This is a genomic window from Sphingobacterium cellulitidis (assembly GCF_043187465.1).
GTDB classification, from domain to species: Bacteria; Bacteroidota; Bacteroidia; order Sphingobacteriales; family Sphingobacteriaceae; genus Sphingobacterium; species Sphingobacterium cellulitidis.
Window position 1 is genome coordinate 2,314,490 of sequence record NZ_CP171136.1, and the last position, 18,062, is coordinate 2,332,551.

Genomic DNA, 18,062 nt, shown 5'->3' on the forward strand with positions numbered 1-18,062 from the left:
TTTTTATTGAAAGCTACTGATACTTTGCTATTTAAGGAGTTAATTTTGGTTAAAAAAATATTTGGGATTACATATATTTACTAAATTAGTGCCAAATTATTCCATGGAATATTCCATTTCTTAAATTATGAAAGTAAAGAATTCAATTAAATTCTTCTTTTTGCTAAGTCTTTTTGCTCTTTCCTGTTCCAAGGAAAGCGAAACCAGCAAACGTATTGGTGATGATGAGAATCAATATTATATTTCGGAAATAGCTACGGTTAATACAGAGAACATTCGTCTTGATACAATTTGGGAAGATTTGGAGGATTATGAGCAGACTTTCGTTCCTGCAGTTAGCAAGGTAGATTTTGGGAAATTATTTACGAATGTAAAAGATAGTTTAGAAATCCAATTGGATCTTCCGCAACATTTAAACTTTAAGCATAAGGTAGAATTACCCTTAATCAAAATGGATAGTTTCAATTGGTTCTCAACGCCAAAAGACTCTTTATCCATATCCAATGCCATTGTTGATACAACCTTTATTTCCAGCCAGCGTCCAGTCATTACGCAGTTTGTCACGGGACATATCAATAAGGTTAAGGTCAACCGCAAATATCAAAGAATCATTTTCTCAGGTGACTTAGTCATGAATATGATGCTTTCGAACGGTGGAAACCAATATATCCGTGGAAAATTTACTGCCTCAAAAATGGGTATGACGAAAAGTGATATTTATACTGAGTGATAATACTTTTTATATAGCTGAAATCAAATTTGTTCTAAACTTTTCTGTTGCCTTCATACAATACTCCCATACTGTTTGTTCATTTTCTAGAGAGTAATATTTATCATCGGGTTTTTCGATTTTCATTTTTTGGTTGAAAAATTGGCCAGAAACATTTTCAACTTCTTGAGAAGTAGCAAGGTAAATACTTGTTCTTGCGCCAGTTTCTGGTTTAGGCATAAGTTTTAAGGCTACTTTAAAAATAAGATTTATGATAAAACCTTTATCTGCATCTTGGCCAAAATTAGTAGCTACAGCACCAGGATGACATGCATTTACGGTAATATTATTAATTCCTTTTTCTTTTAATATCCGAGCCAAATGTTTTGTTGTCCAAACTAAGTAGAGTTTTGATAATCCATAGGCCCGATCAGTCTTATAATTCTTTTCAAGTTGAAAATCATTTAAATCTGGTTTTCCAGCACGTCTATGCATGGCTGAATAAAGATTGATGATCCTTGCAGATTGGCTTTTTTGAAGGAATTCCAATAGTAAATCTGTCAATAAGAATGGAGCCAATAAATTAAGCATCATCGTTTGTTCAAATCCATCTTTTGTGATTGTTCTATCTTTACCAAAGATGGCACCTGCATTATTAATCAACACATCTAAATGCTTGTATTTAATGATAAAATCTTCTGCCATTTTTTTGATTTCAGCCATAGAAAGCAGGTCAGCAATTAGGAAGTCGACATTAGGATTCCCGGTTTGGTTTTGTATTTCTTGGCGAACTTTTTCAGCCTTTTCCAAATTCCGTCCGTGAATGATTACAGTATGTCCTTGTTTTGCAAGTTCGGTTGCTGTTATTTTTCCTATTCCATCTGTACTTCCTGTAATTAGTATGATTTTGCTTTCCATGATGCTTTTAATATTTATTAATCTTCGCTATTATTTTGTTGATACAAAAGTATATACTAGTTTTACATCTGACAAGTATAGACTATACTCTACACTATGTCAAAGTTTTGTTAAAATTTATTATCATGTTATTAATCAATGAATTATCTAATAGGATAGGGGTTAGCATCCATACTATTCGCTATTATGAGAATCTTGGTTTGATCCAAGGAATTAAGGATGAGACTGTAAGAACGAATAATTACAAAAGGTATGACAACAATGTAATTGAGCGTTTGGAAATTATTTTAGAGGCTAAAGAAGTTGGATTTACGCTGGCAGAGATTCGGAAACTATTGGAAAGTTGGTATAATCCAAAATCTAATAGCCAAGAGCAAATTGAAATGTTTAAGTCCAAGGTTCAGGAAATTGATATAAAAGTCAAGCAATTAAAAAATATAAAGAAAAAATTACAGGAAGTTATTGAGAGTTTAGGAAGTGGTAATTGCTGAGATAAGTAATATATTCTTGGGTGACATAGTCATGAATATGATGCTTTCGAACGGAGAATACCAATATATCCGCAGAAAATTTACAACCTCAAAAATGGGAACAACGAAAAGTAATATTTATATTGAGTGATAATATAAATATATGCTTTCAAGTCAAAAATTATTTGATATTGTGTATGACAACCCAACTTATATTGAAAATTAAAGAAATCATTACATTATCCCAAGATGAGGAAATCAACATCAGTAAATATTGGAAGCTAAAAGCGATAAATAAAAATGAGTTTCTATTACGAAACGGCGATGTTTGTAAATATGACAACTATATTGTAGAAGGCAGTTTCAAAGCATTTCGAATAAATGAAGAAACAGGTAAAGAAGAGATTATCTTTCTAGCAATCGAAGATTGGTGGGCAAGTGATTTGGAAAGTTTTTCAAATCAAACGGATTCATATTTTAATATTCAAGCATTAGAAAATTCCAAAGTTCTTCAAATAAGTAAAATTTCATTTGATAATATGTTGGAAAAGATTCCTAAAATGGAAAAGTTTTTCAGAATAATTTTACAAAATTATTTAACTACCATTCAAAAAAGATTTCTCACATACAATTCAAACAATGCAGAAAAAAGATATTTAGAATTTATATCCCAATATTCTAAATTAAATGAAAGAATGCCACAGTACTTAATTGCTTCATTTTTAGGTATAACACCTGAATTTCTGAGTATTTTGAAGAAAAAAATTAATAAATCTTAAACAATCTTAATATTTAAATTTTCATAAACTAACAATTTTGAAGAATAAATTATTAGTTATGAAAAAAATATTGGTAATCAACTCTAGTTCAAGAATAGAAAACTCACAAAGCAGATTTTTGACCGCATTATTTATAGAAAATTGGTGGCGAAAGCATCCAAATGATGTTGTGAAATTTAGAGAAATTGGTATGACACCCATTTCGCATATTGATAACAAATGGATTACAGCCTCATTTACGAAACCTGAAAATAGGACTCCTGAAAATCAAAGACCTTTAAAACTTAGTAATGAGCTAGTCAAAGAATTACACGAATCGGATGTTATTATTTTAGGAGTTCCGATGTACAATTGGGGAATTCCATCGACGCTAAAATCCTATATTGATCAAATAATGAGGATTAACGAAACTTGGAAATTCAAATCTGGGAAACCCGATAGTAATTATGTTGGTCTGTTAAAAAACAAAAAAATGTTCATACTTTCTGCTAGAGGAGATACTGGGTATGGGCCTGGGGAGCAACATGCTCACATGAATTTCCAAACAACTTATTTGCAGTTTATCTTCAAAACATTGGGTATTCATGATATTACAGTAATTTCTCTAGACAATGAAGAGTTTGGAGGCGAAGTTTTTGAAAAAACAAAGCTTAGTGTACAAAAACAAATTGAAGATATGTTCTTAAAAAACTAGCGATAATATTTGCAAAATCTTAATTATGTTTTTCATAGATTTCAAGCGCTCTAATTTGGGTTGGATCATCAATGGTTGGGTATAAAATAAAGTTATAATTTCCATACCCTATTAAATAGAATAATATATTAGTCAAATAATTTATATTATGTTAAATAGTAATTATTGAATATATCCTTCCATATATAAAAAATGAAAAAGGTTGACTATATGGCCAACCTTCCTACCAACGGTTATATGAATTAAAATTTTTATTGCTATTGAATAATTGCTGCAGCTACTGTAATATTTGTTCTAGGATCAATTATTATTGCTCTAGCATTTTCTGGAAAATCTTTTTGTTGGTCATAAACAATTTCATCAGCAGATTTTATTAATACTCTGCCAATATCATTTAAGCCAATGGCTTGGTCATATTGTGGTTCTTGCGTATGTACATCATATTTAAATAAAATCTCAGGGATTTTAATTTTACTAACCTTAGAATGAGTTTGTAGTAAATAAATTTGAGATAAGTCCAGTTGCTTATTTTCAAACCATGAGATATTCGCTTCAAAGGACTTCTCTGTTTTAGCTGGATGATTTGCACTAACTATAAAATCGCCTCTGGAAATATCAATTTCATCCGCTAAATGGATAATTACTGAAGATCCATTCTCTGCTTCATTTAATTGTTGATTATCAAATTCTATTGCTTTAATAGTTGATTTATAGCCGTTTGGTAAAACCAGCACCTCTTCTCCTACTTTCAGCCCCTCTCCTAACACACGGCCAGCATATCCCCTATAATCGTGTAAATCAGCACTTTGTGGACGTACTACCCATTGTACCGGGAAACGCCAACCTTTATTTGTAAGCTCCTCAAATTCAACATCTTCTAGGTAGGTTAATAAGGATGCACCATGATACCAAGGCATTCTCTGGGATTTTTGAACGATATTATCACCTTTTAAGGCTGATACAGGAATAAAATCAACATCATCCAAGCCTAATTTATTGGCTAGGCTTAGGTAGTCCGTTTTGATGTTTTCAAAAACAGCCAGTTCGTAATCCAGCATATCCATTTTATTGACACAGACCAAAACCTTTTTGATTCCCAATATTTTGGCAATAAAGGAATGTCTTTTAGTTTGTTCAATAACTCCTTTTCTAGCATCGACCAAGATGATGATCAAATCTGAATTTGATGCTCCAGTCACCATATTTCGAGTATATTGAATATGTCCGGGTGCATCAGCGATAATAAATTTCCTTTTTTCAGTTTGGAAATATTTATAAGCTACATCGATTGTAATTCCCTGTTCACGTTCAGCTTTTAATCCATCCGTCAGGATAGCCAAATCGATTGTACCATCGTCATTTTTACGGTTTGCTTTTTGAATTGCTTCCAATTGATCATCCAGGATGGAATTGGTATCATATAAAAGACGGCCGATCAAGGTACTTTTACCATCATCTACAGATCCAGCCGTTAGAAATTTCAAAATATTCATCTAATATCCTCCACAATTAATTAAAAATAGCCTTGTTTTTTACGGTCTTCCATTGCTGCTTCAGAGACCTTATCATCCAGACGAGCACCACGTTCACTGACAGTTGAGGCCTTGATTTCATTGATAATATCATCCAATTCGGTTGCTTCAGAATCTACAGCGGCAGTACAAGTCATATCACCTACAGTTCTGAATCTAACTGATTTATGTTCTATAATATCATCTTGATCTATTTGAAGTGCTGGATCTGCTGCCATCCATTGACCATTCCTAAATACGACATCTCTTTTATGGGAGAAATAGATGGATGGTAATTCAATTTTTTCACGTTTGATATAATTCCATACATCCAGTTCCGTCCAATTGGAGATTGGAAATACCCGGACGTTCTCCCCTTTCTGAATCTTGCCATTGAAGATATTCCAGAGTTCAGGTCTTTGCCTTTTAGGGTCCCATTGGCCAAAATCATCCCTTACGGAGAAGATTCTTTCCTTAGCTCTTGCTTTTTCTTCATCTCTACGGGCACCACCGATACAAGCATCAAAGCCATTTTTCTCGATGGTATCTAATAAAGTAACTGTCTGAAGGGCATTTCTACTCGCATTTTTTCCCTTTTGTTCGACGACCTTTCCAGCATCGATACTTTCTTGAACATAACCAACGATTAGTTTTTCGCCAAGTTGATCCACTAGCCAATCCCGAAATTGAATAGTTTCAGGAAAGTTATGGCCAGTATCAATATGTACCAATGGGAACGGGAATTTTCCAGGTCGGAAAGCTTTTTTTGCTAAATGGACCAGGGTGATGGAATCTTTACCACCGGAGAATAAAAGAGCGGGATTTTCGAATTGTCCGGCCACTTCTCTCAATATATAAATGGCTTCTGCCTCTAAATGATCTAAGTAATCCATTTTGTAAACTAATTATTTATGTGTCACATGTAAACCACACTCCTTCTTTGACTTATCCTCCCACCACCATCGGCCAGCGCGGAAGTCCTCACCTTCTTGTACAGCCCTTGTACAAGGTTGACAACCAATACTTACAAATCCTTTATCATGTAAGGGATTGTAGGGTACAAAATTGTCTTTCAAATATTTTTCAACGTCTTTTAAGGACCAATTGTAAAGTGGGTGAATTTTAATGATTTGGTTCTGTTCATCCCATTCAACGAATTCCATTTGGTCTCTATTGACTGATTGTTCTGCTCTAATTCCAGTAATCCAAACTTGATAGCCATTAATTGCTCTTTTTAGAGGTTCAATTTTTCGGATGTTACAACATTCTTTACGGTCCTCCACTGAATTATAAAAACTTGAAGGGCCTTTCGTTTCAAGAAGCTGTTCCACAGCTTGAGTTTGAGGATAAAAAGCCTTTATATTCAAGTTATATAAGTCTAGGGTTCGGTTCCATACATAATATGTTTCCGGGAAAAGACGGCCAGTATCCAGGGTGAAAATGTTGATTTTAGCATTTTCTAGAGCGAGGAAATGGGTTAAAACTTGATCTTCAATTCCAAAGGAAGTAGAGAATACAGCCTTATCAGCAAAATTCTGGTCTATATATTGAATAATAGACCGGGCATCAGCGTCATTTAAGTCGGATTTAATTTGCTCGATCGTATTCATTTTGTTTAATTAACTGTTCAGTATGTGCATTAAGCACGTTTATTTTCTCTTTCAGGTCACCTGCTAGTTGATTTCTCAGGTCGGACATGAGATTTAGGGTTTCATCGATTTCCTCTGGTAGCAACTCATTCAATAATTCTTTGATTCGTTTTGCAATAGTTGGAGATTTTCCATTTGTAGAAATCCCGATTTTTAGATTGCCTTTTTGTACGACGGATCCCAGGTAGAAATCACATAGCGAAGGTTTATCAGCAACATTTAATAAAATATGGTGATTAGCACATAATTCGCGGACTTGATTATTTAATTTGGGATTATTTGTTGCCAATATGACAAGTTGCTTTCCAAAGAGATCAACTGCTGAAAAAGCGCGATGATGTAACTCAATATTAGGGTTATCTTGAATAAAGAGATAGAACTCTTCAGAAACCTCCAATGCTACCACTTTCACTTTAGCTTGTGGCGAATTACTAATCAAGGCTTGAATTTTTTCCAATCCAACCGGTCCAGCACCTACCAATAAGGTTTCAATCTGATCTAATTTGACATATATTGGAAAAAGTGTATTCATTAAGCTTCAATAAATTGCAGTTGTTGTTTAACATTTTCAAACTCCAGGTGCTTGGCGACTACCTCACCCAAAATAATAATTGCAGGGACCCCAATTGCAGAAGCCTCAGCTTGTTCCAGAATATTTTCAACCCTTCCCAATACTATTTTCTCATTCGGAAGCGATCCATTTTGGATTAGCGCAATAGGTAAATCTGCTTTATTATTATTCTTATATAATTCTATGATTTCCTTAAGTTTAGCAAACCCCATAAGAACAACTACTGTAGCATTTGTATGGACTGCTTTATATAGATCTTCAGAAAGATTTCCGGCTTTGGTCGCACCGGTGATTACCCAGAAAGACTCCGCGATTCCGCGATAAGTCAAAGGGATCTGTTGGAGTCCCGTTAAGCTAATGGATGAAGACAAACCTGGTACAACAGCTGTAGGGATATCAAATTGACGAACAAAATCAATTTCTTCACCACCTCGGCCAAAGACAAAAGGATCACCACCTTTCAATCTAACCACATGTCCATGTGTCAATGCATAATCCACTAACAATTGATTAATTTGATCTTGAGAAGTTGATAGTTGTTCGGCTCTTTTGCCTACATATATTTTAGTACAATGTTCAGAAGCTAATTCTAATAATTCTTCATTCACCAATGCGTCATACAGGATGACGTCAGCTTTTTGTATGGCTTTGATTCCTTTTAGGGTAATCAAATCGGGGTCGCCAGGACCTGCGCCAACTAAAGTTACAAATGGTTTAATTTCCTTCATTTTCTCTCCTCTCTTATTGGTTTACTACACGCCATTCTTCTCTACGTTCTTTTGCTTCCAGGCAAAATCCTTTGGCCTGCAATAAATAGGTTTTTGCAAACTCTTCCGAAGGCTCATATTTATTTATTTGTAATACTCTATCTGCAAATGTGGATGGAAACTGGAAGTATTCCTCGTTTACATAGTTGTTGTCAAACTCTTGTATGACTGCAGTTTGTGTTGAAGCATTAATTCCTTTATCCAACAACAATGCTTTTGCTGTCCACACGAAAGAACTGTAAGCATGGTAGATGGCATCTGCATATTGTTTTTTCTCAAATGCCAGATCTGCGAGTTCTAATTTTTCTTCAGCTTCCAATAAAAGTGTTGCTACCAGGTCGATTACCACGCCAGCACATTCACCCACGCCAATTGCTGTTTCAAAACTTGTTTCATGTCCCCAATCAATATGTTCGTCAGCACTTAAGTTACTTAGTTCAGCTAAAGGCTTCAGCAGTCTATAGAAATGGTCCTTTCCTTGTTGTTCATAATATTCGATGAACGATTGATCATTATTTTTACCTGCCTTGAAATCAGACAAGATAACATCAACTACTTGAAGGACTCTTTTCGTTGGAACTTTGATCACCCGATCAGCAACGCGGCCTTTTCCATCGCCCAGCGTTCCACCACCGAGCATCACCTGCGCTGCAGGAACTACATTTCCATTAACCTTTACAGAGCTACCATGGAAGCCGATATGGGCAAGACCATGTTGACCACAGGAGTTCATACAACCAGAAATTTTAATCTTCAGTTCTTTTTCTTTTATAAAATCCTGATGGAATTCATGAATATAGTTTTCCAATACTCTGGCCATTTCTGTGGAGTTTGAAATTCCTAGGTTACAAGTATCAGTTCCGGGGCAGGTCGTAATATCTGCTGTGCTATTGTAACCGGGTTTAGCGAATCCTAAGCTTAGTAACACATTATATACAGCTGCTAAGGATTCCGGTTTAACATATTTAAAAAGTAGATTTTGATCTTGCGTGATTCGGATGTCATCAGCCACATGATCCTTTATACCATCAATTAACGTTCTAGCCTTGTCTGTAGAAATATCTCCAGTTTGGATATTGGCATAAACGCCATAATATCCTTTTTGCTTTTGTTCAAAGCAATTGGTGGATTTCCAAAGTTCAAATCCCAAAGGATCATTAGGAGTTTCTTCCTGAACGATAACACTTGGAGGTTGAGGTTGCTGAACAGCATCTCTATCAAAAGTCACACGTTTATTTTTAACGGCGATTTTTTCTTCTTCGATCAAGTTAAGGACAGTTTCAAGACCTAATTTTTGAACCAGGAATTTGAATCTTGCTTTATTTCTGTTATTCCGTTCACCATATCGGTCAAATACACGGATTGTAGCTTCAGCATATGGTAGGATTTCATCTTCAGGGAGGAATTCATAGACTTCATGAGCCAGAATAGGTTGAGCCCCGAGTCCACCACCAAGCATAACTTTAAAGCCTCTTTGTTCTTTGCCATCAACTACTCTTACTTTTGGGATAAATCCAAAGTCATGAATATAGGAGAATGCGGAATCCTTGTCTGAGGCCGAGAAAGAGATTTTGAATTTTCTACCCATCTCAGCGCAGATTGGATTTCTGACGAAGTAGGTAAAAGTTTTATGCGCATAAGGCGAAACATCAAATGGTTCATCTGGATCAATTCCAGCGGTTGGGGAAGCCGTTACGTTACGGACAGTATTTCCACAAGCTTCCCGGAGGGTCATATCATCCTCAGCAAGTTTCGCCCATAGTTCCGGAGTTTTATCCAAGCTCACAAAGTGGATTTGAATATCCTGACGAGTTGTGAGGTGCAGGTTTTTGCTTGCATATTCATCCGAGATTGCGGCAATTTTCAAAATCTGCTGGAAGGTAACTTTTCCAAAAGGCAGTTTTATCCGCACCATTTGAACACCGGGTTGTCGCTGACCATAGACTCCCCTAGCCAAACGAAGAGATCTAAACTTTTCATCGGGCAACTCCCCTTTCCGATATGCCTGAATTTTCTTTTCTAATTCAATGATTTCCTGTTCTACTACAGGGTTTTCTAATTCTGTCCTAAAGCTCTGCATTCTATCTTCTATTATTAAAAAGGTAATTAAACACCCCTTTAGTTAGGTTATTGTTAACGTTTATGGAACAAATGTATAAAATAATTATAAAATTACTATACAAAGTCTACCAAATTACTATATATTTGTGTAATTATTTTTTAATGATGCTCAAAAAACAAAGAAATACAGGTGTTAAAGTGTTGATATTAAGTTCATTACTTCTTTTTGTAACATTTTCTTGTTCGCCGAAAGTTGATCAAGGCTATGATCCAAAGAAAGGATATGTGGGCACAATTTCCATTTCAGGAGCCTTTGCTTTGTATCCAATTGCCGTTTTATGGAGCGAGGATTTCAAGAAAATACATCCGAATGTTAGATTTAATATTTCGGCGGGTGGCGCAGGAAAAGGAATTTCTGATGTTTTATCCAATATGGTTGATATAGGATTGGTTTCCCGGGATTTACATCCCATTGAAATAGAAAAAGGAGCATTACCTGTAGTCGTAGCCAATGATGCCGTGATTGGCACATTGAATAGTAGACATCCGAATATTGAAGGTTTATTAAAGCGCGGATTGAGTCAAGAAGAACTCCAGGGGATTTTTGTAACAGGGAAAATTAAAAAGTGGAGTGATTTGGATCCCAGTTTCGTCAATAAGAATATTGAGGTGTACGTTCGGTCAGATGCTGCAGGAGCAGCGGAGACATGGGCTAAATATCTGGGAGCTACACAAGAGGAGCTTTCTGGCATTGGAATATTTGGGGATCCGGGATTGGCACAAGCCATCAAAGACAATCCACTATCAATAGGATTCAATAATATCAACTATGTATTTGATTTAAAAAGTAAAAAGACGACAGAGAACATCGTTGCTCTTCCCTTGGATCTCAATTCGAATCATCGAATAGATGCACAGGAAAGCTTTTATGAGGAGTTGGATAGTTTAACCAATGCAGTTGCAACTGGATTATATCCTTCCCCTCCAGCACGGGAATTAATGTTTGTTTTAAATAAAAAATATGAATCCAAGTTGTTGGATGAATTTGTTCGATTTGTGATGACTGACAAATCACAGGCATATTTATTAGAGAATGGATTTGTTCCATTGAATAAAGAAATGATCAAAGAAGAAAGCAATAAACTATTGGCCAGTGAATTATAGATTAATAAAAGATAAAATAATAAAGAATCTTTCCGGGATTTTACTAGGGATCTGTTTACTAGTCATCTTGGCTATAGTAGTTGGACTTAGCATCAAATCGGAGCCTTTAATTGCACAGGAATCCTTATGGAATATTTTGAGCAGCAGTATTTGGTCACCTATGAAAGGGAATTTTGGATTTCTACCTTTTATCATGGGGACGATTTGGGTTACCTTAATTTCCTTAATCATTGCAGTTCCATTATGCTTGGCAGCTTCAGTTTATTTAGTTGAGTATGCCGGGAGCAAGTTGCGCAATTTTGTATTGCCCTTGGTGAATATATTAGCAGCGATTCCACCGGTATTATATGGAGTTTGGGGTGTTCTATTTGTCGTTCCAATGATTGGAGAGTACATAGCGCCAATATTTGGGATCAGCAGCACTGGATACTCAGTTTTTTCAGGCGGCATTGTCCTTGCGGTGATGATTTTTCCAATTATGGTCAGCATCATGGTGGAGGTTTTGCAAACTATTCCGAAGGAGTTACGATCGGTTTCATTATCCCTCGGAGCGACGAAATTAGAGACGATCCAGCAGGTTGTATTGAAGAAAGCGAGGCCAGGAATTATGGCAGCTATTGTACTGGCTGTTTCGAGAGCATTTGGAGAGACCATTGCTGTATTGATGGTTTGTGGAAATATTCCGAAAATTCCTAAAACCATCTTTGATGCCGGTTATCCATTACCAGCATTGATTGCCAATAATTTTGGGGAGATGATGTCAATTCCGAAATACGATTCAGCCTTGATGTTTGCAGCTTTACTCCTATTTGTGATCATTTTAGGGTTTAATTTAATTTCCAGGGGAATTTTAAAGAGAATGGAGGCAAAAAATATATGAGCAATATCAACAAGAGATTGAGAAAAGAAAGAATTGCCAAGATATTAATGCAAGGGTCTGGAATCATTATTACAGGTTCGTTATTTTTTATCATTGGGACCATTCTTTATAAGGGGCTTCCACATTTGAGTCTGGATATGATCACGAAAACTCCTGAGGGTGGTTTTTACGTTGGTAAAAGTGGTGGGATCCTGAATGCAATTTTGGGTTCCCTCTACTTGGCTGGTCTTTCCACCTTATTAGCGACCATTATTGGGATTCCTATATGTATTTTCTTAAATATTTACTCCAAAAAGGGTTCACGGATCAGCCGATTTTCCAAATTGATTTTTGATGTTCTATTTGGAATTCCATCCATAGTTTATGGGGCAATAGCCTTTAGTATTATGGTTTGGTTGGGCGTTCGAGCATCTCTGATTGGTGGAGTAATTACCATTACGCTATTAACAATTCCAATTGTTGTTCGGACCATAGATGAATTAATCCAAACTGTTCCAACGGACTTAAGACACATCACGAGTTCATTGGGTGCCACTCGATGGGAATCAGCCAAGGTCATGTTGGCTTATATTAAACCTGGATTATTTACAGCTATATTATTGGCATTTGGCAGAGCTATTGGTGATGTTGCCGGCGTCTTACTGACAACAGGCTTTAGTGACAACATTCCACTTTATCTGGATGAGCCTACTGCTACGCTGCCATTAGCCATATTTTTTCAATTGAGCAGTCCAATTCCAGAAGTTCAAGGTCGGGCTTATGCCTCGGCATTAATTTTAACAATTATCATTTTACTTATCGTTATATGTACGCAATACCTAGCATCGAAACAGAAAAAACACAGGGCATAATCCATCAGGTTAATCCACATATAGAGATTAAGGGTTTAAATGTTTATGTAGAAGATCAGCATATTCTAAAGGATATCAACTTAGAAATCCCCAATAATTGTATTACCTCTATTATTGGACCTTCAGGTTGTGGCAAAACAACTTTGTTAAAGACCTTAAACCGACTTTTGGATGATTCCACGGATGTAAAAGTGACAGGATCTGTTTTGGTCAATGGTGAGGATATTTATGGTCCCGATGCAGAGGTTACACATATTCGCAAGAAAATGGGCTTATTATCACAAAAGCCATTTCCATTGCCCATGTCCATATTTGATAATATTGCTTATGGACCGAGGATACATGGGAACAAGGACAAAAAGTCCCTCCAAGCTATTGTAGAAAGGCAATTAAAAAACGTTGGGTTATGGAATGAAGTCAAGGATCGGTTAGATAGTTCAGCCAGTAGGCTTTCCATTGGTCAGCAACAGCGATTATGTTTAGCCAGAGGATTAGCCGTTGAGCCAGAGATTATTTTGGGAGATGAATCGACCTCAGCCCTTGACCCGATTTCAACACAAGTCATTGAGAATTTATTGATTCAACTAAAACAAGATTATACCATTGTATTGGTCACTCATATTTTGAGACAGGCTCGTAGGGTTTCCGATTATATCTTGTTTCTATATAACGGTGAGGTGATAGAATTTGGTAAATCAGAGCAGGTTTTATTGGATCCGCAGCATGAAATCACCCAGCAATATGTTAAAGGATTTATTTCATAATCACAATTAATAGATAGAAAAAGGGAGCGATTCAATTGAAAAGCTCCCTTATTATTTTTGTTGTTTAGTTAAATTAAGTTCTGGTTTCACCTTCTGGACCTTCTTCAATGGTCTCGACTATTTCTTCGAGTCCATCTTCATCGGTATCTTTCCTGAAAGGTGCGGCTTCATCGAATTCCCCTTCCCATTTGGCTACTACTACAGTTGCTAAACAGTTACCAATTACATTCACTGAGGTTCTAGCCATATCCATCAATTCGTCGATACCCAGGATTGCAGCAATTACAAATACTGGTAATCCGAATTGGTCAGCAGTAGCAATCAAAATGATTAAAGATGCACGAGGCACAGCTGCTACTCCCTTAGAAGTAATCATTAGGGTAAAAGCGATCATTAATTGTTGTCCAAATGAAAGGTCGATACCTGCAGCTTGGGCAACAAAGATTGAGGCCAATGAAAGGTATAAGGAGGTACCATCGAGGTTAAAGCTATATCCTGTAGGGATTACGAAAGATACGATTTTCCTTGGCACACCGAATTTCTCCATGGCACTCATCGCTTTAGGCAGAGCTGCATCCGAGCTTGTGGTAGCAAATGCGATGGATACAGGTTCTTTAATAGCATTGATAAACTGTCTAATAGGAATCTTTAGATATAGAGCCACTGGCAATAAAATACCACCTAGGAAGAATATCAGCGCTAGGTATAAGGTTGCCAAAAGCATAAAGAGGTTTTTGAGGATATCAATTCCGAGGTGACCCACGGTATATGCCATTGCTGCACCTACTCCAATTGGCGCGAAAAGCATAACGAGATTGGTAAATTTGAACATGGCTTCGGAGAGCGATTCGGCGAAATCCACGAAGGGCTTTCGTTTCTTTTCTTCCACCATTGCGAGTCCAATACCGAAAATAACGGCAAATACTACGATTTGAAGGACTTTATTTTCATATACAGATTTTACGATATTCTCAGGGAAAGTGTCTCTAAAGAAAGAGGTGAATTTATAGATCCAATGTGCACTTTCGTCGATATGTTCTAAGGCGATTTTATCAGAATCGGATACAGCTGAAGTTTGGGGAAGTTCTTCATGCGGCATATGTTCGATGTCGATACCTACTCCTGCCTTTGTCAAGTTAATCGCAGCAAGACCGATAAAAATAGCACAGGTCGTAGCACAGAAGAAGTATAACATGGATTTCCAAGCCATACGTCCTACTTGTTTCAGGTCGGAATGTCCAGCAATACCAAAAACCAATGTTGCGAATAGAATTGGTCCGACGATCGTTTTCACCAATTTAATAAATCCCTGGCTTAGGGGTTGCAAGGCTTTAGCAACATCAGGAAAATCTAATCCTACGAAAATACCCAATACCATACAGGTCAGGATCCAAGTAGTCAAACCTTTTCGCATGATTGCATTTAAGACTAAGACAATTGCGGTAATCCAACGAACTCCCATCATCAAAGATGCAGGAATAGCAGCAAGATTGAATTCATAAAGGATGGTCAGGATAGACGCTATCGCAATAGTTATAAGCAATATATATCCTGTGGTTTTTTTAGACATGTAGATTTAATAAGGTTATTTATTTCTTTTTTTAACTTTTTAGACGAACAAAAATAAAAAAATAGAGCTGCAAACCAAATCTTTTACGTTATAGTATTTTCGGAAAGGGATGAGAAAAGCACTAATTCGGGGTTAATAAGTTGAATGTGAGCGGGCGGGAAAAAACAAAAAAACCACCTTTTTGGAGGTGGTTTTGATAATATCTTAGTACAATCTGATTATTCAGCGTGAAGCCAAGCTTTTTTAGCTAACAATTCTTCTTCTGTTTCGCGTACATCTTCATCTTCAACACAACAATCTACAGGACAAACTGCTGCACATTGGGGTTCATCATGGAATCCCACACACTCGGTACATTTATCAGAAACAATATAATACACTTCATTAGAGATTGCATCTTGTGATTCGTTAGCATCCAAAGTAACGCCGTCACCAAAATCAATCACACCATCTAAAGCTGTACCATCAGAGAATTTCCAGGTTACACCAGCATCATAGATTGCATTATTTGGGCATTCTGGTTCGCAGGCCCCACAATTTATACATTCGTCAGTAATTTTAATTGCCATTTATATCCTTACAATAAAATAATAAACTAATTTTGCACTTTCAAAGTTAGTACTAATGCTATATACTCAAAAATAAAAGTATACAAAATTAGTAGTTATTTACTTTGATATGGCAAATATACGGCAAAAAAAATACAGATTAATTCTAAATAGTAAGATTTTGACAAGAAAACAAAGAATAGATGCTTTCGTAAAACTTGGGGAATACCTGAGATCAGCAGAAATGGATCATGCTTCTATCTTAGATACTGCGGTCCATAAAAACGCATGGTATACCAAGGCGAATATTCAGCAACAAATAAAGGCAATCGCACATAATTTGACTGAGGAAAAATTAAGTAAATGGTTAAAAGATGTTCCAGACACTGATCAGAATAAATCTGTGGGCTTAGTTTTGGCTGGTAATTTACCTCTTGTAGGATTTCATGATATCATGTGTGTTTTATTGACTGGTTTTATTGCAAAGATTAAGGTATCATCGGATGATGCAGGTTTAACCAAATTTGTTCTTGATAAGTTAATTGAAGTTGAGCCACTATTTAAGGAACAAATTCAATTAGTAGATAAACTAGAGAATTTTGACTTGGTTATAGCAACCGGAAGTAATAATTCTGCTCGTTATTTTGAATATTACTTTGGAAAGAAACCTCATATCATTCGTAAAAATCGAAACTCCCTATCTGTATTAACGGGAAAGGAAAGTGATGAGGAATTGCAAAAGTTGGGGCATGATATTTTTGATTATTTTGGATTAGGATGTCGTTCCGTATCGAAAATTTTTATCCCTGAGGGGTATGATATTGTTCATTTATTGAATAATCTGGAACCTTTCTATCCGATCAAGGATCACGCTAAGTATAACAACAATTATGATTTCAATAAATCCATATACCTGATTAATAAGAATAAACATTATGACAATGGATTTTTATTATTGAAGGAGGATTCCAGCTTAGCCTCTCCCCTTGCGGTTGTTCATTTTGAATACTACAAGGATCTTGCTGAGGTAGAGAAATATATCATTGATCATCAGGATGAGATCCAGTGTATTACGTCAGATGTCGAGTTGCATGCGGGGGATGTTCCGGTTTTTCCATTTGGGGCGAGTCAATATCCTGCATTAGACGATTATGCGGACAATGTAAATACCTTATCCTTTTTATTGGCGAACCAATAATTAGCATTTATTGTCGTTATATGAGTGTGAATTCGTAAAAAGTTATAATTTTGTTTGACTATGTATGTAATTAAAGTTAAGGGTGTGGCAAAAATTCCGGATTATGTTCAGTTAAGGGACGATGCATTTACGCTTTTGGCTTATTTTCGCGTGGACAGACCTGACAAATCACTGGACAAGATTGGTTTATCGGACAAAGCGGACTATATTATGGAAGTTGTTCGGGAGTTACCATTTGGACAGATTAAGAAAATCGACTTATAAATTATCATGAGAGAAGCAAATACAGTTATCAAACTTAAACATGTAGAAATCTATCAACAGAAGCATCTTGTACTATCTGATGTCAACCTTGATATCGCACAGGGGGAATTTTTATACCTCATTGGGCAATCAGGTTCAGGAAAGAGTAGTTTATTAAAAATAATCTATGGCGATTTGTACATTGCAAATGGTGAGGGAATGATTGCTGGATTTGATTTAAAGAAGCTTCATGAGAATGATGTTCCCTATTTGAGACGTAAATTGGGCATTGTATTTCAGGATTTCCATTTATTGAACGATAGAACGGTAGAGAAGAATTTAGAGTTTGCCTTGAAGGCTACCGGCTGGAAGGAAAAAGCGCAAATTGAGAACAGGATTATTGATGTATTGGAAAAGGTGGGCTTACGTTCAAAATTGAAGAAGATGCCACATGAGTTATCCGGAGGTGAGCAACAACGTGTTGTTATTGCGAGGGCATTACTAAACAATCCAGAGATTATTTTGGCAGATGAGCCAACTGGGAACTTAGACCCGGCTACCTCGGAGGAGATAGTTTTATTATTACGTGATATTGCATCCTCAGGGACGGCAGTATTAATGGCTACACACGATTATCAAATTATTAGAAATATGCCTGCGCGTATCCTGAAGACTGCTGACGGAGCGTTGCATGACAATGTTAGCATTTAATAGC

Annotated in this window: 20 protein-coding genes; 11 read left to right on the plus strand and 9 right to left on the minus strand. The window is 36.3% G+C overall.

Annotation, left to right across the window (positions count from 1 at the left end):
• Positions 1–127 precede the first annotated feature (127 nt).
• Complete coding sequence (locus ACF3OC_RS10285) at positions 128–730, plus strand: hypothetical protein (RefSeq protein ID WP_094281729.1); 603 nt, start codon at positions 128–130, stop codon at positions 728–730.
• Between the two features lie 9 nt (positions 731–739).
• Here ACF3OC_RS10285 and ACF3OC_RS10290 read toward each other — a convergent pair whose 3' ends face one another.
• Complete coding sequence (locus tag ACF3OC_RS10290; protein WP_094281731.1) at positions 740–1,627, minus strand: SDR family NAD(P)-dependent oxidoreductase; 888 nt, start codon at positions 1,625–1,627, stop codon at positions 740–742.
• 125 nt (positions 1,628–1,752) lie between these two features.
• Here ACF3OC_RS10290 and ACF3OC_RS10295 point away from each other — a divergent pair, with 125 nt between their 5' ends.
• The 3 genes from ACF3OC_RS10295 (at position 1,753) to ACF3OC_RS10305 (ending at position 3,570) form a co-directional block, all read left to right on the plus strand.
• On the plus strand, positions 1,753–2,118 hold the full coding sequence (locus ACF3OC_RS10295; protein WP_094281733.1) for a MerR family transcriptional regulator: 366 nt from the start codon (positions 1,753–1,755) through the stop codon (positions 2,116–2,118).
• A gap of 194 nt (positions 2,119–2,312) precedes the next feature.
• A complete protein-coding gene (locus tag ACF3OC_RS10300) occupies positions 2,313–2,876 on the plus strand; it encodes a Crp/Fnr family transcriptional regulator (protein WP_179221511.1) in 564 nt (187 codons plus the stop codon).
• A gap of 58 nt (positions 2,877–2,934) precedes the next feature.
• Entirely contained in the window at positions 2,935–3,570 is a 636-nt protein-coding gene (locus tag ACF3OC_RS10305; RefSeq protein WP_094281738.1) for an FMN-dependent NADH-azoreductase, read from the plus strand.
• 257 nt (positions 3,571–3,827) lie between these two features.
• Here ACF3OC_RS10305 and ACF3OC_RS10310 read toward each other — a convergent pair whose 3' ends face one another.
• From ACF3OC_RS10310 to ACF3OC_RS10335, 6 genes are read right to left on the minus strand one after another with little or no spacing between them, the layout of a single operon-like run.
• Entirely contained in the window at positions 3,828–5,063 is a 1,236-nt protein-coding gene (locus ACF3OC_RS10310; RefSeq protein ID WP_094281740.1) for a sulfate adenylyltransferase subunit 1, read from the minus strand.
• A gap of 20 nt (positions 5,064–5,083) precedes the next feature.
• Positions 5,084–5,974, minus strand: coding sequence for a sulfate adenylyltransferase subunit CysD (cysD, locus tag ACF3OC_RS10315; protein WP_094281742.1), 891 nt, complete (start codon positions 5,972–5,974; stop codon positions 5,084–5,086).
• Between the two features lie 12 nt (positions 5,975–5,986).
• Positions 5,987–6,691, minus strand: coding sequence for a phosphoadenylyl-sulfate reductase (locus ACF3OC_RS10320; protein ID WP_094281744.1), 705 nt, complete (start codon positions 6,689–6,691; stop codon positions 5,987–5,989).
• Positions 6,669–7,262 carry a bifunctional precorrin-2 dehydrogenase/sirohydrochlorin ferrochelatase gene (locus ACF3OC_RS10325; protein WP_094281746.1) on the minus strand — a complete coding sequence of 198 codons (594 nt, stop codon included), beginning with the start codon at positions 7,260–7,262 and terminating at the stop codon, positions 6,669–6,671. The genes ACF3OC_RS10320 and ACF3OC_RS10325 overlap by 23 nt, the downstream gene beginning before the upstream one ends.
• Positions 7,262–8,029 (minus strand): uroporphyrinogen-III C-methyltransferase, encoded by a 768-nt coding sequence (gene cobA / locus ACF3OC_RS10330; RefSeq protein WP_094281748.1) that lies wholly within the window; start codon positions 8,027–8,029, stop codon positions 7,262–7,264. Before cobA ends, ACF3OC_RS10325 begins: the two co-directional genes overlap by 1 nt.
• 13 nt (positions 8,030–8,042) lie before the next feature.
• Positions 8,043–10,148, minus strand: a complete 2,106-nt coding sequence (locus ACF3OC_RS10335) for a HEPN domain-containing protein (protein WP_094281750.1) — start codon at positions 10,146–10,148, stop codon at positions 8,043–8,045.
• A 143-nt stretch (positions 10,149–10,291) separates the two neighbouring features.
• Between ACF3OC_RS10335 and ACF3OC_RS10340 the strand changes: the two genes are divergently transcribed.
• Genes ACF3OC_RS10340 through ACF3OC_RS10355 form a run of 4 tightly spaced genes read left to right on the plus strand, consistent with a single transcriptional unit; the run spans position 10,292 to position 13,788 of the window.
• On the plus strand, positions 10,292–11,293 hold the full coding sequence (locus ACF3OC_RS10340) for a PstS family phosphate ABC transporter substrate-binding protein (protein WP_256962572.1): 1,002 nt from the start codon (positions 10,292–10,294) through the stop codon (positions 11,291–11,293).
• On the plus strand, positions 11,283–12,173 hold the full coding sequence (pstC, locus tag ACF3OC_RS10345; RefSeq protein WP_094281754.1) for a phosphate ABC transporter permease subunit PstC: 891 nt from the start codon (positions 11,283–11,285) through the stop codon (positions 12,171–12,173). Before ACF3OC_RS10340 ends, pstC begins: the two co-directional genes overlap by 11 nt.
• Positions 12,170–13,024, plus strand: a complete 855-nt coding sequence (locus ACF3OC_RS10350; RefSeq protein WP_094281756.1) for a PstA family ABC transporter permease — start codon at positions 12,170–12,172, stop codon at positions 13,022–13,024. Before pstC ends, ACF3OC_RS10350 begins: the two co-directional genes overlap by 4 nt.
• Positions 12,979–13,788 carry a phosphate ABC transporter ATP-binding protein gene (locus ACF3OC_RS10355; protein ID WP_094256466.1) on the plus strand — a complete coding sequence of 270 codons (810 nt, stop codon included), beginning with the start codon at positions 12,979–12,981 and terminating at the stop codon, positions 13,786–13,788. Before ACF3OC_RS10350 ends, ACF3OC_RS10355 begins: the two co-directional genes overlap by 46 nt.
• A gap of 73 nt (positions 13,789–13,861) precedes the next feature.
• On the opposite strand, the gene ACF3OC_RS10360 is transcribed toward ACF3OC_RS10355, so the two are convergent.
• The gene (locus tag ACF3OC_RS10360; RefSeq protein ID WP_094281758.1) at positions 13,862–15,358 is read right to left on the minus strand and encodes a dicarboxylate/amino acid:cation symporter; all 1,497 of its coding nucleotides are present in this window, start codon (positions 15,356–15,358) and stop codon (positions 13,862–13,864) included.
• A gap of 218 nt (positions 15,359–15,576) precedes the next feature.
• Positions 15,577–15,927, minus strand: a complete 351-nt coding sequence (locus ACF3OC_RS10365; RefSeq protein WP_094256468.1) for a 4Fe-4S dicluster domain-containing protein — start codon at positions 15,925–15,927, stop codon at positions 15,577–15,579.
• 160 nt (positions 15,928–16,087) lie between these two features.
• On the opposite strand from ACF3OC_RS10365, the gene ACF3OC_RS10370 reads away from it, so the two are divergent.
• From ACF3OC_RS10370 to ACF3OC_RS10380, 3 genes are read left to right on the plus strand one after another with little or no spacing between them, the layout of a single operon-like run.
• Entirely contained in the window at positions 16,088–17,104 is a 1,017-nt protein-coding gene (locus tag ACF3OC_RS10370) for an acyl-CoA reductase (protein WP_094281813.1), read from the plus strand.
• 60 nt (positions 17,105–17,164) lie between these two features.
• Positions 17,165–17,368 (plus strand): fructose-6-phosphate aldolase, encoded by a 204-nt coding sequence (locus ACF3OC_RS10375; protein ID WP_094256469.1) that lies wholly within the window; start codon positions 17,165–17,167, stop codon positions 17,366–17,368.
• 6 nt (positions 17,369–17,374) lie between these two features.
• The gene (locus ACF3OC_RS10380) at positions 17,375–18,058 is read left to right on the plus strand and encodes a cell division ATP-binding protein FtsE (protein ID WP_094256470.1); all 684 of its coding nucleotides are present in this window, start codon (positions 17,375–17,377) and stop codon (positions 18,056–18,058) included.
• Positions 18,059–18,062 lie beyond the last annotated feature (4 nt).